The 15,383-nt window shown below is 35.8% G+C and carries 13 protein-coding genes; 9 read left to right on the top strand and 4 right to left on the bottom strand.

Going from position 1 to position 15,383, the window contains the following annotated elements:
* Window positions 1–5: 5 nt before the first annotated feature.
* From J2772_RS11650 to J2772_RS11635, 4 genes are all read right to left on the bottom strand, one after another.
* Entirely contained in the window at window positions 6–1,160 is a 1,155-nt protein-coding gene (locus J2772_RS11650) for a TIGR03364 family FAD-dependent oxidoreductase (protein ID WP_209916790.1), read from the bottom strand.
* An 11-nt stretch (window positions 1,161–1,171) separates the two neighbouring features.
* Entirely contained in the window at window positions 1,172–2,470 is a 1,299-nt protein-coding gene (locus tag J2772_RS11645; protein WP_209916787.1) for a DUF5690 family protein, read from the bottom strand.
* Window positions 2,471–2,479: 9 nt separating this feature from the next.
* Complete coding sequence (locus tag J2772_RS11640; protein WP_209916785.1) at window positions 2,480–5,305, bottom strand: TonB-dependent receptor; 2,826 nt, start codon at window positions 5,303–5,305, stop codon at window positions 2,480–2,482.
* A 478-nt stretch (window positions 5,306–5,783) separates the two neighbouring features.
* Window positions 5,784–6,353, bottom strand: coding sequence for a helix-turn-helix domain-containing protein (locus J2772_RS11635; RefSeq protein WP_209916783.1), 570 nt, complete (start codon window positions 6,351–6,353; stop codon window positions 5,784–5,786).
* A 161-nt stretch (window positions 6,354–6,514) separates the two neighbouring features.
* Here J2772_RS11635 and J2772_RS11630 point away from each other — a divergent pair, with 161 nt between their 5' ends.
* The 9 genes from J2772_RS11630 (at window position 6,515) to J2772_RS11590 (ending at window position 15,373) form a co-directional block, all read left to right on the top strand.
* On the top strand, window positions 6,515–7,222 hold the full coding sequence (locus J2772_RS11630; RefSeq protein ID WP_209916781.1) for a response regulator transcription factor: 708 nt from the start codon (window positions 6,515–6,517) through the stop codon (window positions 7,220–7,222).
* A 3-nt stretch (window positions 7,223–7,225) separates the two neighbouring features.
* A complete protein-coding gene (locus tag J2772_RS11625; protein WP_209916780.1) occupies window positions 7,226–8,626 on the top strand; it encodes a sensor histidine kinase in 1,401 nt (466 codons plus the stop codon).
* A 204-nt stretch (window positions 8,627–8,830) separates the two neighbouring features.
* Complete coding sequence (locus J2772_RS11620) at window positions 8,831–9,325, top strand: hypothetical protein (protein WP_209916778.1); 495 nt, start codon at window positions 8,831–8,833, stop codon at window positions 9,323–9,325.
* 29 nt (window positions 9,326–9,354) lie between these two features.
* Window positions 9,355–10,182 carry a YoaK family protein gene (locus tag J2772_RS11615; protein ID WP_209916776.1) on the top strand — a complete coding sequence of 276 codons (828 nt, stop codon included), beginning with the start codon at window positions 9,355–9,357 and terminating at the stop codon, window positions 10,180–10,182.
* A gap of 246 nt (window positions 10,183–10,428) precedes the next feature.
* Window positions 10,429–12,219 (top strand): DNA mismatch repair endonuclease MutL, encoded by a 1,791-nt coding sequence (mutL, locus tag J2772_RS11610; RefSeq protein ID WP_209916774.1) that lies wholly within the window; start codon window positions 10,429–10,431, stop codon window positions 12,217–12,219.
* Window positions 12,220–12,224: 5 nt separating this feature from the next.
* Entirely contained in the window at window positions 12,225–12,953 is a 729-nt protein-coding gene (locus J2772_RS11605; RefSeq protein WP_209916772.1) for a rhomboid family intramembrane serine protease, read from the top strand.
* 9 nt (window positions 12,954–12,962) lie between these two features.
* On the top strand, window positions 12,963–13,964 hold the full coding sequence (locus tag J2772_RS11600) for an endonuclease/exonuclease/phosphatase family protein (protein WP_209916771.1): 1,002 nt from the start codon (window positions 12,963–12,965) through the stop codon (window positions 13,962–13,964).
* 73 nt (window positions 13,965–14,037) lie between these two features.
* Complete coding sequence (locus tag J2772_RS11595) at window positions 14,038–15,009, top strand: endonuclease/exonuclease/phosphatase family protein (protein WP_209916769.1); 972 nt, start codon at window positions 14,038–14,040, stop codon at window positions 15,007–15,009.
* A gap of 4 nt (window positions 15,010–15,013) precedes the next feature.
* Window positions 15,014–15,373, top strand: a complete 360-nt coding sequence (locus tag J2772_RS11590; RefSeq protein ID WP_209916767.1) for a hypothetical protein — start codon at window positions 15,014–15,016, stop codon at window positions 15,371–15,373.
* The last annotated feature ends 10 nt before the right edge of the window (window positions 15,374–15,383 follow it).

The following is a 15,383-nucleotide window of genomic DNA, read 5'->3' as shown; positions in this document are numbered from 1 at the left end:
GAAATTTATGCGTAAATTTTGTCTATGTTAAACTTAGAGAAGCCACCGCTTCCTGTCATTCCTTTTCCACCGATGCCTGTTACAATATGAATATTCGGAGACGGACTGTATTCAAAAATGTCCTTTGTTTTACACTGGGAGTATACTCCAAACCATCTTCTCTGGATTTCATAAGTTGGTAAATCGATGATTTTCTTTGCTTCATGAATCATGAATTCATCAATTTCCATATTTAAATCAAAGCCAAGATCATCCGTATTCTTGGCATCTGCATATTCATGAGAATCTCCAAGAATAATGGATCCGTCTAATGCCTGCTTGAACAGGATGTGAACCCCAAATTTCTTCTCAAATGAATTCGGATCTTCTAACGATTTGATTTTCTGGAAAGAAGGACACTCACTAAATGACTCATATCGTCTGATTGAAAGCCCTGTCAGAATATTTCCCTGAAGAGAATAAATTCCCTGAGGTTTGGTTTGAAGCATCTGAAGTTTACTCACTTCCAAGTCACTATCATTGAATATGTTAGGGTATAAAGTTTTGAACTCATGGCCGCCACAAATAATGATCTTAGAAGCTGTATATTCTTCTCCGTCTGCTGTGATAGCGATACATTTTTGATCATCTTCATGGGTTTCAACAACCGTCGTATTATAAATGATCTGTAACCCCATTTTTTCCTGTAAAAGCTTGTGAAGTTTTACAATCATATCTGCAGAATCTACAGAAAGTTCCTGTGGAAAGAACAATCCGCCTTTACAATAATCGGAACGGAGGCCGTCAAAATTCTTGATGCAGTCGCTTTTGGATAATAAAACAGATTCATAATCATTGTTTTTGTTGATCTCATACAGCTCTTCAATAAGCTGAAGTTCCTCATCATTGGATGCAATGTACACAGATCCGTTTTGTCTGATGGTAAGATCTGCCTGAGCATGAAGTTCATTATATATTGCGAGACTTTCTCTTCCGAAATTTTGCCATTTAAGATCCATTCCGGAAGGAACTACCTGTCCGAAATTTCGTACGGTGGCACCTTGGGGGATAGAGCTTCTTTCCAGTAACGCTACTTTCAGATTTCTCTTCAGGGCATGATACGCATGGAATGTTCCTAAAATTCCGCCTCCCACAACGAGTAAATCAAATTTTGTTTTCATTGTACTATAATTTATAAGATTTTCGAAGTATCGAAATTGATGTATTGATTAGAATTTGAATTAGGTTTTGCCTTCTTTCTGAAAGCCAGAAAAGCAATAATTGAAAGGATTAAAACACAGATGGTGATAATATAATTCAGGCTGATATAAAAATGAAGCCATGAAGTCTGAGCCGAACCGAAGTTTTTATAAAGCAGAATTAAAACGCTTCCCAGATATCCGAAAGAATCTACAATATAGATCAGGAATCCTACATTTCCTTTAATATCAAATGCAGCAATCATTCTGTCAAAGTAAATTCCATTAAACGGAATATAGCAGATGTACATTCCGAAACCGGAAACGGTCATCCATAGGAAAGGAGATAAAACATTCTGTTGGAATAAATAAGTGGAAAGTCCTACTGTCAGAATTCCTGCAAAAAGAATGTAATGATAATAAGCAAAAGCCTTTTTGTTGTTTTTTACTTTCACCATAAAGCTCAGGATCAGAAGAACCATAATAGCAATGGGAATCTCAGTCAGGGTAAAAATAGAACTGTCAAAACGAAAATGAAGTCCATCCCAGATTTCCCGGTTGAAATTATCTCTGAAATCCCTTAAAACAGTAAGGCAGATGTAGAGAAAAATAATGCATACAATGGGAACAAAGAACTGCTGAACAAGAGCCTTTCTTTCAGCTCCATTTAACGGTTGTCTTTTGCTTTTAAGCATTATATCCTCTTCATTGGGCTTTGGAATTTTTTCCAATAGAAGTCCAAAAAGAATTAACGGAATAATAAAAATCATTCCCGCTGAAAAAGGCATCCAGAACTCTGAAATGGGAAAAGTATCCATCAGAAACTTTCCTACAGACTTTGTAAACCCTGAAGAAACCACAAAGCTTGAACAAAGGAAAAGCCCTATGATTTCTGTTGTTTTGCGGCCTTCAATGTATGAAAAGACAATGCCCCAGATCATCCCTAACGGAATACCATTCAGAAACATGAAAAGAATGTTGTAAGGAGCTGGTACTACCGCGAATCCTAATAAAGAAAACTCTGCCATAGCAATAAAGGAGAATAGGTAAATCAGTCTTTTTGCTGGTTTTAATTCAGAAATAAATTGAATTCCGATAAACTTGGAAATAAAATAGCCTACAGCCTGTGCAATGATAATAAGGATTTTATAATCAACCCCGAAATAGGAGAGTCCTTCAAAAGAGGCTACCGTAAATGGTTTTCTGAAACCGTACATGCAAAAGTAAACTCCGAAGGCGGCAAAAGCAGCCTTCAGGGTTATTACTGTTTTTTTATTGATGGTTCTGGCCATGGTGATGGTTTAGAAGTTCAGTTTTATTCCAAGGTTACATCTTACTCCGTAGTATTCTACCTGTTCAGGACGGTCTTCGCTTTTCCCGAAGTGGTAGATCAGAGGTTTGTTCAGGATGTTGTTGATATCCATATACAGCCCTATGTTTTTGGTAAACTGATAAGATCCTCCGAAATCTAGACTGCTGTATTTTCCGTAGTAAGAATCATTGATGTCGTCCTCAGCATATTCTACAGCATATTTTCCTTTATAGTTGTATGCAATTCTGGCATTGAAGCCTTTTTTCTCGAAGAATAACTGTACGTTATATAGTTCTTTAGCCTGGTAAGGAAGCGCTACCTTTCTTCCGCTTGGTTTTTCCATTTCAGAAGTCATGAAAGTGGCATTCACCTGGGCCCCGAAATATTGTAAGAAACCTGGTAAGAAATCAAACCTTTTGTTGATCCCTAATTCAATACCACCTAACCATGCTGCATTTCCGTTGTTAGGAGCAGAAAACTGTACTCCGTTCATTCCATTATATTCTCCGATGAAAGAATCCTGGAAAATAGGGTCTATAATGGATTTATAGAAAACACCACCACTCAGGATCCCGACATTTGAGAAATAATATTCTCCCATCAGGTCAAAATTCAATGAATAGGTTGGATTAAGATTAGGATTTCCGCCTTTGAATTCATTATCCGCTTCACTATAAGTTCCACCGGGTGTCAGATCTCCGAAATTAGGTCTTGAAAAAGTTCTGGTTGCGGCAAAACGAAGATTAGTCTTATCATTTAAGGTATATTTCAAATGAAGCATAGGAAGAACGGCCAAGTAATTTTTGGTGTGTTCAACAGGAGTCAGCACATCATCGATCACATTATATCCTTTTACCTTTGTATTGGTATTGGAAAGTCTGATTCCTCCTAAAAGGGTAATCTTATCATTCAGTTTGTAGGTTGCCATTCCATAAGCATCAGCATGCTTTTCAAAAACATCAAAGTTTCTTCCCAGCGCTTTATTATATTCTAGCGACTCAGAATCAGCAGTATTGATTTTCAGTTTTCCCCGATTGTCATACCAGAATTGGTTCATTCCTCCCGTAGAAAGTACAGGCCCGAATGTGTTTCCTATATGAGCGCTCATTTCGCTTAAATACTTTCTACCATTCGGCTGAGTGGTAATAAATTGAGCGTAGTCAGATAGTAGAGGAGCGGTTCCATTGCTCCAGTTGTAGAAAATATCAGAGAATTTGGCATTACGCTCTTTATCTCTGTATTTGAAACCATATTTTAAGGTCAGTTTATCAGAGGTATTGATCTCATGATTGAAAGCGGCTACAATTTTATCCTTTTCTTGTACGAAAACCTTGTAAAATTCAAGATCGGTAAACTTCATCTGAGTAGCATCCATTTTAAAGTCTGGATTGCTGTAGAAACCAAATAAAGCATCAGGATTTTTGTAATCTAATTTTCCGCCATCAGCTTTCCAATAAGCTCTTGGACCATTTCCACGATCAGACATATAATCTGGATTAATGCCTACTCCGGATTGGGTGTATTTAATTACATAATAAGAATTATTCTGTTTATCAGGAATATTACCATACTTAAACTGATTGTCATAATAGGATAAATCCCAGTCAATTTTTCCTTTATTTAAATTATGAACTCCACCTAATGAAACTGAAGTAAGCTCTGTAATCAATAAGTTGTGGATGTTCTGAAGTTCTACTCTGGCTGTATTGTTGGCCGAACTGAACTTATCAAATCTTACTCTGTGTTTGTAATGCGTTTCATCATCAGACAACGTACCATACATTCCTTTCAGATATAAGATGTTTTTGGGGGAAAGCACATACTCAAATGCAGCATTAATTCCGGTTGTCTTTCTTACTCCGTTATAATCACGAAGTTCCATTCTGAAAACTCCTTCATCACCACTTCTCCTTGCTTCAAAATTATCCGTAGACCAGTTTCTGATGAAATGTGCAAAATTGAATAAATATCCAAATTTTTTATTCTTTGTTCTCCCTCCATATAATAAGCCGATGTTATAAACTCCTTTATCTGCTTTAGCATTGTAACCACTTCCTAATGTGGCTTTAAACTCCGTTTTCATAGGGGGAGTTTTGGTAATAAAGTTAACTCCGCCGCCAATTCCATCTGCTTCAAGATCAGGAGTAAAGGATTTGTTGACATGAACGTAAGAAATAAGCTCCGTTGGGAAAAAGTCAAAAGCAGTAGCCCTTGAAGTGGTTTCTTCTTCGGCAGTAGGAAGCCTGTTCCCATTGATGGTGGTAGAGGCCCAGAATGGAGGAAGTCCCCTTAGAGAAACAAATCTTCCCTCTCCCTGATCTCTTTCAATAGAAACTCCCTGCACACGCTGTACGGTTTCTGCAGCATTTCTGTCCGGAAGTTTTCCGATTCCGTCTGAAGCGATAACATTGGTGATGTTAATGGCATTTTTCTGCAAGTTTAAGGCTCTTGCCTCTGTATTTTTTAAAGTTCCGGTAACAACAACTTCGTCAATATTCTTTCTGGGTTGTGAAAGTTTTATTGTTCCAAGATCTGTAGTTTCATCAGTTTTTAAATTAACGGTGATATCAGTAGTAGTATAACCAATATAGCTGATCTGTAAACTATATTCTCCTTCCTTGATGTCATTGATGGTAAATTTTCCATCAACATCCGTGGTTATACTTTTGGATGAACCTTTTATTTTGACGATTGCGCCGGGAAGCGGCTGGCTGTCGTCAAGAACAGTTCCTATAATTAACTGCTTTTGTGCTGAAACAAAAGTGACGAGACAGACAGAAGCAAGGGTAAGTATTTTCTCTAAATTTGTTTTCATTTTTACATATATTAAATTTTTTATGCAAATCAAGCTAATAATTTTAATATATATAAATATTTTGTATTAAGTATTGATTAACAAATCGAGGCTATTTATTACCCAAATTTTACTTTCTGAATTTTTATTGATATGAAAAAGAAGGGCTATAGTTTTTTAATAAATCCTTTATTTGTAGATTGTTATAAATGGATTAAAACTTAATTTTTTAAAGTGTAATTTTCAGTTTAAATGAGATTTTTGATTAACATATCGTTCATTTTAAACAGAAATGATAAGACTAAAAGTTTACAAATAGTAAACTTTTTTAATAAAAGGAAAGCGGAATGTTTATGAGAAAGTGAATGTTTTAATTCTGAATTTTAATACATCATTCTTAAAACTATGTATCTATGTGGTTTAAAAAATTAGATGTCACCACATAGGCACATAGAAATCATTCGTGCATTAGTGGCTAAAAACTTTGTCTAATGAGAGACTAAGCGGTGTAAAAATAAAGAACAAGCATCACACAGCTTTCATTACTGATGCTTACCGGAACGTGCGGAAACTTTCCATTAAAATATAAAGAATCTCCTTCTTTCATGATGACTTCCTCATTATCAATAATGTATTTTACTTCTCCCTTAAGGATATACTTGAATTCCCAGGCATCTGTAATTACTTTTTCCCTTTTAGAATTGGGTTCAAGCGTAAGTAATGCTGCTTCAAAACCTAAAGAATGAAGACTTTTGCTGAAGATATGCATGTATTTAAAGCCTTCGGCTTCAACTTCTTTCTCTATAACCTGTTGACTTTCCTTAGGAACATAAATGAATTTTGCATTGGATTTTTTCTCTACTCCTTCAAAGAAATAGCTTGCATCAATATCCAAAGATTGAATAAGATCCAGTAAAACAGGAAGTGAAGGAATTGTTCTTCCATTTTCGATACGGGAAACAAGACCATTACTTACATTAGCTCTGAAAGCCAGTTCGTGAATGGTTAGATTATTCTTTTTTCTGATATCCTTTAATCTCTTTCCGATTCCTATTAAAAAGTCATTCATGCTGTATTCAATGAAAAGCAAAGGTAATATTATTCTTTATAGGTTGTATGGTAAAAAGAGTAATTCACAAAAAGGTAAAATGATAAGAAGACTGAAGGAGATTCCGGGTTTGCCCATCCCAATAAAATTTCCCTATTTTTGTAAAACTCCTTATTTCATTTATGAAAAAAATAATTCTCATCGAAGACGAAACCAGTGTAGTGTCTTTCATTAAAAAAGGACTTCAGGAAAACGGATATGAAATTTCCGTGGCTTTTGACGGGCGTACCGGTGTGCAGCTGGTGCAGGGTAATGATTTCGATTTGGTGATTTTAGATATTATGCTTCCGGAAATGAACGGATTGGATGTATGTAAGGAGATCAGGAAAACGAATCAGAGTGTTCCGATTTTATTCTTAACAGCTTTGGGAACTTCTGAAAACATTGTTCTGGGATTAGAAAGTGGTGGAGATGACTATCTGGTGAAGCCTTTCAAATTTATTGAACTGGTGGCCCGTGTAAAATCTTTACTGAGAAGAAGCCACAATAAAGTTCCACAGGAAATTACGGAGCCGGAGCCTGATAATGAGCATGTATTTCAATTCTCGGATTTAACAGTAAATGATTATACGAAAAAGGTAACCCGCGCCGGAGAAGAAATTACACTCACTTCTACAGAATATAAGTTATTGCTTTACTTCCTTAATAACCCTGAAAAAGTGATTTCCAGAGCTGAAATACTTGATGCTGTCTGGGGAGTAAACTATGAACTGGGAACCAACGTGGTAGATGTCTACGTGAATTATCTAAGAAAGAAATTAGATGACAGAGATGATAATAAATTGATTCACACCGTGATAGGAATGGGTTACGTTCTGAAAAAAGCATAATAAATGTTTAACAAAGTGATTACAAATCAGACCAAAACAATGGTGCTTTTAATGTTGGTTTTTACCGCCATTATATTGCTGTTCAGTGGTTTGGTTTACTTTTCAATTGTTAATTTTTCCCATCAGAGATTCTATGAACTTTTAAAGATCCGTACGGCTACTATTGTTCAGATAGAAAAAAGTAAAGATCATCTGGATCTTCCGGAAAACTATATTCTCAGCAGTCTGAATGACGAAGAGCTTCCAATGGAAAAAGACTATGTTTTTGCCGTTCCAACGGATTCTAATTTTAAGAAAATTTCTCAGGAAGTTCATATTCCTGATTATTTCTTTAAAAACATCCTTAAAAAGGGAGAAGACAACTATAACGATAAAGAATTCTATTATATTGGGCAGAGCTTTAAGTATGATGATAAAGATTATATTGCTATTGCTTCCGCCAAAAACCATTATGTAATCTATTACCTTGGGTTCCTGAAAAGAACACTGCTTACCTGTATTGTGCTTTCACTGTTCTTCAGTATGATTTTCTCATTCTATCTGTCGAAAACACTCTTTAAGCCTATTCTTAAAATTACAGGAAAAGTAAAAGAGATCAGTTCTGAAAACCTTCACCTTCGATTAGAGTCTCAACCAGACAATAAGGAGCTGAATGAGCTGGTAGATACTTTTAATGACATGCTCAACCGTATTGAAACCTCTTTTGAGACCCAAAACCATTTGATCGGAAATGTTTCTCACGAGTTGCGAACTCCTTTAACTTCAATTATGGGAGAGGCGGATGTTGCCCTTTCCATCAGCAGAACACCGGAAGAATATAAAGAAACCCTGGAAATTATTCTGGATGAGGCTGAAAAGCTTGATAAAAAGATCAAGGCACTTTTAATGATTGCCCAGACCGGATTCGATGGTAAGATCCAGAAAATGGATAAAGTAAGAATGGATCAGTTACTTTGGGATGTTATTGAAACCCTGAGAAAAATTGATTCCAGAAATAATATTTATCTGGATATCAGTATGCTTCCGGATAATCCTAAAAAATTAAAAGTACAGGGTAACGAGCAGCTTCTGCATCTCGCTGTTGCTAATATCATCAGTAATGGCTGTAAATATTCTAATTTCCAGCAGGTTAAAGTTTCTCTTGGTGCTACTGATGCTGATGTTTATATTATTATAAAAGATAACGGGATCGGAATTCCGGAACGGGAGATGAACAAGATTTATGATCCTTTTTTCAGAGCTTCCAATACCAATAATTACGAAGGCTATGGAATAGGGCTTCCATTGGCAAGAAACATTGTAAGAATGCATCATGGAGAACTGATTGTGACATCCAATGAACATCAGGGAACTACAGTACAGATGCGTTTTCCTAACTTTTACAGTACACAGAAAGAAGTGTAATGTTTACATTATCAATTTGTTAATTCTATTTTTCAAATGCTTTCTGAGGATTTTTTATTCTTCATATTAATACCCGTTAACAATTTTCTAATCTCATTTTAATCTCTTTAATGACATTTTAATTCTATTCCAAAGAACTTCTAATCTGACCGTTCTAGTTTTGTATCATCAAAAAAGATAAACACAATACAAAATAATAAGAACATGGCTAAAACAATTTTAATTGCAACAGATTACTCTCTTGAGTCATTAAACATATTGAAAAAAGTACTGAGAGAAAAAGACACTTCTGAAGATCAGAACCAATATAACATCCTTCTGGTTTCAGGATATGATTCAGGAGATTCTATCAGAGATCTTTTATTCAATACTAAGACAACGGTTTTCAACAAGATCAGGCCTGTAGAGTTCTGCGACGGCTATGAAATCATTAGGAATAAATACCCTCATCTAGTTAATAAAATTGTCTGCGACATCTTCACAGGGAGTTTTCAGAGAACCTTCAACCAATATGTAGAGGCCCATAATATTGAAGAGGCTTATTATTCTACCTCTATTAAAAGTAAAGGTAAAGGAAAATTTGACCTTGTTCCTTACATTAAAAAATGCAAAGAGCTTCAGTCTGTGGAAATCACCTTTGAGATCAGAGAAAGACTTCCGGAAAGAGGAAGACTGGCAGAGATCTTTGTAGAGGTCTAATAATCATTACAATTTAAAAAAGATAAAAAATGTTAAGAAATTATAGTAACAGCAGAACATTGGGAGACAATATCAGGTTGGGGACGCTGACTGCCTTTACGGCAGGTACTATAAATATTGCATCCCTACTTATATTTCTCTCTTTTACATCAAACGTAACAGGTCACTATGCAATTTTGGCTGCAGAAATCAGTAAAGGAAACTGGTCTCAGGTGGCAATAATGGGCAGCTGGATCTTTTTATTCTTCTTCGGAAGTTTTCTGTCCAACTTCATAGTGATTAATTTCAATAAGAAAAGTAAGTATTTTGCTCATGCAATGCCTCTGGTATTGGAAATATTATGTCTGTTTGGAGTAGGAGTATACGGGCAATTATATTATCAGAAAACATTGGCAGAAACGGAAGTTTTAGTAGCAGTAATGCTTTTTGCCACAGGGTTGCAAAATGGTTTAACGGCCAGTATTTCCAACTTCTCCGTTAAAACTACCCACCTTACGGGAACAACTACTGATTTAGGAATTCTGGTTTCCATGTTTACTCAAAAGAAATACAGAAAAAACGGGGAATTAATTGGAAGAGCAAAGTTGCTCATGAGTATTATGGTAGCTTATGTATTAGGTGCTGTATTCTCAGGATTAACCTATTACTATCTGGAATTTAGAGTATTCTATGTTATCAGTATATGTCTTATGATTGTGATTGGATATGATGCTTATAAAATTCATGTAAGGCACTTCAATACAAAGTACAGATACAACAGAATTTATAAAAAACCGAACCTTTTGGCTTATCTGTATGAGAAGATCCATGGGATTCCTAAAAGTAAAAAGAATAGAAAACTGGTCTTTGAAGACTAGGATTAGATACCTGGTGCAGGGTAAATATCACTATTAATTTTTTGTATAAACTAGCTGGTTCAATCCTCTATTGGTATAAAAACAATAGGGGATTGTTCTCTTTGAAAGCTAATATCACAAACAGTTTGGAGCAGAATTTGCAGAAAGCTGTATTGTTGAAATGTTGATAATTAAATATTAATTCCCGTTTTTAATGTTTTAATTCCCATTTTCATTGACTATTTTTGTAAGTTGATTTACGTTTTTATGTCAGATATTATTCAGCTTTTACCGGATCATGTAGCCAACCAAATTGCGGCAGGAGAGGTGGTGCAGAGACCTGCATCCATCGTGAAGGAACTTTTGGAAAACGCTATAGATGCAGATGCAACAAAGATTGAACTGATTATCAGGGATTCCGGCAAAAACCTTATTCAAGTCGTAGATGACGGAAAAGGAATGTCTGATACAGATGCCAGACTAGCGTTTGAAAGACATGCTACCTCTAAGATCAGAGGAACGGAAGATATCTTTAAGATCGCAACAAAAGGGTTTCGTGGTGAAGCACTGGCTTCTATTGCTGCTGTTTCACAGGTAGAGCTGAGAACAAAGCAAAGGGAGGCTTCCATTGGAACCAACATATATATTGAAGGAGGAGTTTTTCAGTTTCAGGATCCCGTTCAGACTGCTGAAGGATCAAACTTTCTGGTAAAGAATCTTTTTTATAATGTTCCTGCCAGAAGAAAGTTTCTGAAAAACAACAATATTGAATTCAGACATGTCATTGATGAATTTCAACGTGTTGCATTAGCGCATGAAGGATTAGAGTTTTCTCTGTTTCATGATGATGAAGCTGTTTTCAGATTAAGAAAAGGGAGTCAGATGCAGCGTATTGTAGATGTTTTCGGAAGAAAATTACAACCGCTTTTGATTCCTATCAAGGAAGACATCATCTGGTGTAAACTTCACGGATTTGTTGCTAAACCTGAAGGTGCTAAAAAAGCTAGAGGTGAACAGTTCCTTTTTGTTAACGGAAGATATTTCAGGAGTCCATATTTCAATAAAGCGGTGCAGGAAGCCTTTGAAGGGCTGCTTCAACCGGGATATGTTCCGTCATTTTTCCTTTATCTGGAGCTTGACCCGGAGAAAATTGATGTCAATATTCATCCGCAGAAAACAGAAGTGAAATTTGAAGATGAACACCTTATTTTCGCGTTACTTCGCTCTACAATCAAGAGGTCGCTGGGAATCTATAATGTTTCTCCAAGCCTTGATTTCGACAGAGATCCGGAATTGGATGAGATGATGAATAAACCCATCCCAAGCAAGGGCAACGGTGGTGGTGTTATTAAAATGCCTGAAATTATTGTAGACAGGGATTATAACCCTTTTTTAGAAGAAAAGAATGTAGTACATCCTGAAGAAATTCAGAACCTTACGGAAATGTATCATCAGAATATTACGGCAGAGCCTTCAAAGATCAATCTGTTTGAAGATGAAGACTTTGATGAGGATCTGATGAGACTACCAAACGGATACTGGCTGTTCAATAAAGGAGATGTTACCTTGATGCTTGATTTAGGAAGAATGCACAGATTGTTGGTTTCGGAAAATAATAAATCTACCAGGAAATCAAATACAAGTACAAACAGTCACGCACTCTTATTTTCTCTGGAATATCATATGAATGAGATTGAGAAAAGTAAATATGAATCCATCAAAAAATATCTTCCAGAGCTTGGGTTTGACATGAAAATTGCTCATGAAAGTGTATTGAGAATTGATTCACTTCCGGAAGGATTAAAGGAAACACAGGCCATGAAGTTCCTGGAAAACCTTTTCGAGATCCTGGATTATAAAACAGAAGATGAATTCATGCATTATTACCACAATCAATGGAGTAAAATGCAGTCGAAATCAAGATTTGACTTTATATATAAAAAAGATGCGGAGCAGGTAATTAAAGACTTTACAGCACTAGGATTTCCTGAATTTTTACCAGATGGGAAAAGATGCTTCTATGAAGTTCCGTTTAATGATTTTAAAAACAAATTTTAAAAAATATGTTTAACAATATACCGCCAATTACAAGGAATATTATCATTATCAATGTGATCGTATTTATTGTTACCTCTTTAATGGGGAATCAGGTTATCGGTTATCTTGCCGGTTTTTACCCTTTTTCTCCTTTCTTCCATTCATGGCAGGTGATTACTCACATGTTTATGCATGGAAGTATCATGCATATTTTGTTCAATATGATGACGCTCTTTAGTTTTGGGCCGATTCTGGAGCAAACATTAGGAGAAAAAAAATATCTGATACTATATTTTTTAAGTGGTTTGGGAGCCTTCTTTCTGTTCAATTTGTGGAATTTTGTTGAAGCTCAGCAGCTTTCCAGCGAATTACAACAGTTAGGATTTAATGTAGATGCTTATTTGTCCGGAGCAAGTGTACAGTTTGCCGGAAATGCAGATGCTATTCTGAAGCAGAAAGAATTACTGGATAGTTTAAAAGGAATTGTAGCAACCCCTATGGTGGGCGCTTCCGGAGCTATTTTCGGAGTGGTAGCTGCTTTTGCCACATTATATCCCGATTCAAAAATCGGGATTATGTTTATTCCGGTTCCGATAAAAGTAAAATACCTTTTACCAATCGTTATTGTGGTTTCTGTATATCTGGGAATTTCCGGAAATGGTGGTGGAATTGCTCACTTAGCTCACGTAGGAGGGGCTTTGGTAGGCTGGCTGTTGGCAATAAGCTGGAAAAAGCATTTATATAGATTCAATTAATCATTTCCTGTGAAAATCTTCCGACTTATACTATTGATCCTGCATATAGGAATTCTGTTCCTATTACTAGGTTCACTATTGAATGACTATATCCCGCCTAAAATATTTCCGTGGTTTAATCTGCTTTCTTTAGGATTTCCTGTTCTTATGAGCCTTTATATTGTTTTAACGGTATTTTGGGTATTCAGCTGGAAAAAAAGAGCGTTTGTATTCATGTTTGTGGGGCTGGCATTTATTAATCCCGTAAAACGATGGGTCAATTTCTCTTCAGAGAAGAAAGAAAGCTCCGGAGCTATAAAGGTTGTATCTTTCAATATAAAAGCGGGACTTATGGGCAAGGATGAGGTTTTAAACTATCTCAAAGACCAAGATGCAGATGTTATCCTTTTGCAGGAAGATGGAGGCATGGAATATCCTACGCTTAAAGGCTATAATAGAACTAAATCGAACGGTTTTTTAACTATTCTGACGAAACATAACCTATCTAATGAAAAATTAATTTTTTCTGAAAATGAGGTTGTAACCCTGCCAAGCGGTCTTCAGGCAGATATTGAAATAAAAGGTAAAACCTATAGATTTGTTGATGTCTACCTTTATCCTTTCCAGTTTGAAAAGAAGATGGTTAAGCTTGATGGAGATACGGAAGCTAATGAGCGAAAAGTAAAAGGCGTTGTAAAAAAATTAATTCCTACTTTCAAAATACACGAGGATCAGGTAAAGAAAATCCGTCAAGGGGTGGAAAATTCGCCATATCCTGTTATTGTAACCGGAGATTTTAATTCGGTTCCCAATTCTTACGAATATTATTACTTGTCAGAAGGTCTTGAAGATGCATTCATGACAGCAGGAAGAGGAAGTGCAACCAGTTTTCATGATTATAAATTCCCAATCAGAATAGACTATGTTTTTTATTCAAAATCATTGAAGGCTATTTCCTATGTTGTTGACCGTTCTGTCAGTATTTCAGATCATTATCCGGTCATTTCTGAGCTTTCAATTAGTGATAAATAATCATAAAAATAGTTAAAGGTTGACTGCTTGGTAGGGTTTTTGCTTAAAGAAACGGGTACCAAGAATGTTTTTCATGAAGTCGAATCAGATATTACTATTTATACATATTGCTATTGCTGTTTTACTGCTATGCACATTGGGAAATGCATGGGTTCCACCTAATATTTTGGGGAACCTTAATTTACTTTCTCTTGGTTTTCCCTATCTGATATCTGCACACATTCTTCTTACTTTGGTATGGATTTTCAAAAGAAACAAAATTGCTATTGCCTTTGCATTGGGAACATTGCTTTTTTATAATCCGATTAGAAGATGGGTTAATTTTTCCCCAAAATCCGATAACGTTAAAACAATACGGGACATCAAGGTTCTTACTTTTAATGTAAAATATGGGGATTACGGATGGGATAAAGTGAAAAACTACATCAAAGAGCAGGATCCGGATATCATTCTGGTACAGGAAAAAGATACCAACCGTGCTTTAAGACAGGATCTTGTAAAATATCCTTCTGTAATTCTAAAAACAAAACACAAAATTCTAAGACAGGCAGAAATCATAGAAGATAATTCAAGAGGGAATTCTTTCTATGCAGATGTAGACATCAATGGAAAGATCATCAGAATTGTAAATGTTTACCTGGAGCCTTTCCGACTTCAGAAAACTATGTTTACAAAACTGGACGCCATGGGAATTGGAAATGTTTCTACCCTTCTTTCGCGCATGATTCCTACTTTTCAGGCTCATGAAGATCAAATTAAAAAGATCAGAAAAGCGATTGATTTTTCTCCTTATCCGGTTATTGTAGCTGGAGATTTTAATTCAGTTCCTAATTCATATGAATATTATAGTTTGGGAAAAGACCTTCAGGATGCATTTTTAACAGCAGGAAAGGGAAGTGCTTCCAGTTTTCATGATTATAAGATTCCTTTAAGAATTGATTATATTTTCAGTTCAAAATCAATTATTCCGCTAAGCTATAAAGTAGATCAGTCTGTGAAATTATCGGATCACTATCCTGTAATTGCAGAATTTCTGCTAAATTAGTTCCATGAAAAATTTATTGTCTGCAATTTTCATTTTTGTACTCCTTTTAACGGCTTGTTCCAAGAAGGAATCTCCAGGATTTGGGGCAGAACAGGATCTGAAAATTCATTATGATACAATGGCTGTTGATTCTTTCTCTAATGGTGCCGTTTCCGTAGATATTGCGCGCAAGATCAGAATGTCTTCACCCCAGTATCTGGACTCTGTAAAACAAGCTAAAAAGGCCTTGGAGGAAGAGCAGAAACTTAAAGCGGAGCTGGAGAAAGAAAATAAAAAGAAAGAGGAGGAAGAAAAGAAAAAAGCAGATGCTGAAAAGAAGAAAACTTCTGAAACTCCATCTTCCCCTGCAACCAAAACAGAATAAATCAAAAAAA

This window comes from Chryseobacterium jejuense (assembly GCF_017877355.1).
In the GTDB taxonomy this organism is placed as follows: Bacteria; Bacteroidota; Bacteroidia; order Flavobacteriales; family Weeksellaceae; genus Chryseobacterium; species Chryseobacterium jejuense_A.
The sequence above is the reverse complement of the archived record's forward strand: the minus strand, read 5'-3'. Positions and strand labels throughout refer to the sequence as shown.

Coding starts and splice junctions, on each gene's coding strand:
- mutL (WP_209916774.1), top strand. CDS start 10,429: ATGTCAGATATTATTCAGCTTTTACCGGATCATGTAGCCAACCAAATT.
- J2772_RS11630 (WP_209916781.1), top strand. CDS start 6,515: ATGAAAAAAATAATTCTCATCGAAGACGAAACCAGTGTAGTGTCTTTC.
- J2772_RS11650 (WP_209916790.1), bottom strand. CDS start 1,160: ATGAAAACAAAATTTGATTTACTCGTTGTGGGAGGCGGAATTTTAGGA.
- J2772_RS11605 (WP_209916772.1), top strand. CDS start 12,225: ATGTTTAACAATATACCGCCAATTACAAGGAATATTATCATTATCAAT.
- J2772_RS11645 (WP_209916787.1), bottom strand. CDS start 2,470: ATGGCCAGAACCATCAATAAAAAAACAGTAATAACCCTGAAGGCTGCT.
- J2772_RS11625 (WP_209916780.1), top strand. CDS start 7,226: ATGTTTAACAAAGTGATTACAAATCAGACCAAAACAATGGTGCTTTTA.
- J2772_RS11595 (WP_209916769.1), top strand. CDS start 14,038: ATGAAGTCGAATCAGATATTACTATTTATACATATTGCTATTGCTGTT.
- J2772_RS11590 (WP_209916767.1), top strand. CDS start 15,014: ATGAAAAATTTATTGTCTGCAATTTTCATTTTTGTACTCCTTTTAACG.
- J2772_RS11620 (WP_209916778.1), top strand. CDS start 8,831: ATGGCTAAAACAATTTTAATTGCAACAGATTACTCTCTTGAGTCATTA.
- J2772_RS11640 (WP_209916785.1), bottom strand. CDS start 5,305: ATGAAAACAAATTTAGAGAAAATACTTACCCTTGCTTCTGTCTGTCTC.
- J2772_RS11615 (WP_209916776.1), top strand. CDS start 9,355: ATGTTAAGAAATTATAGTAACAGCAGAACATTGGGAGACAATATCAGG.
- J2772_RS11635 (WP_209916783.1), bottom strand. CDS start 6,353: ATGAATGACTTTTTAATAGGAATCGGAAAGAGATTAAAGGATATCAGA.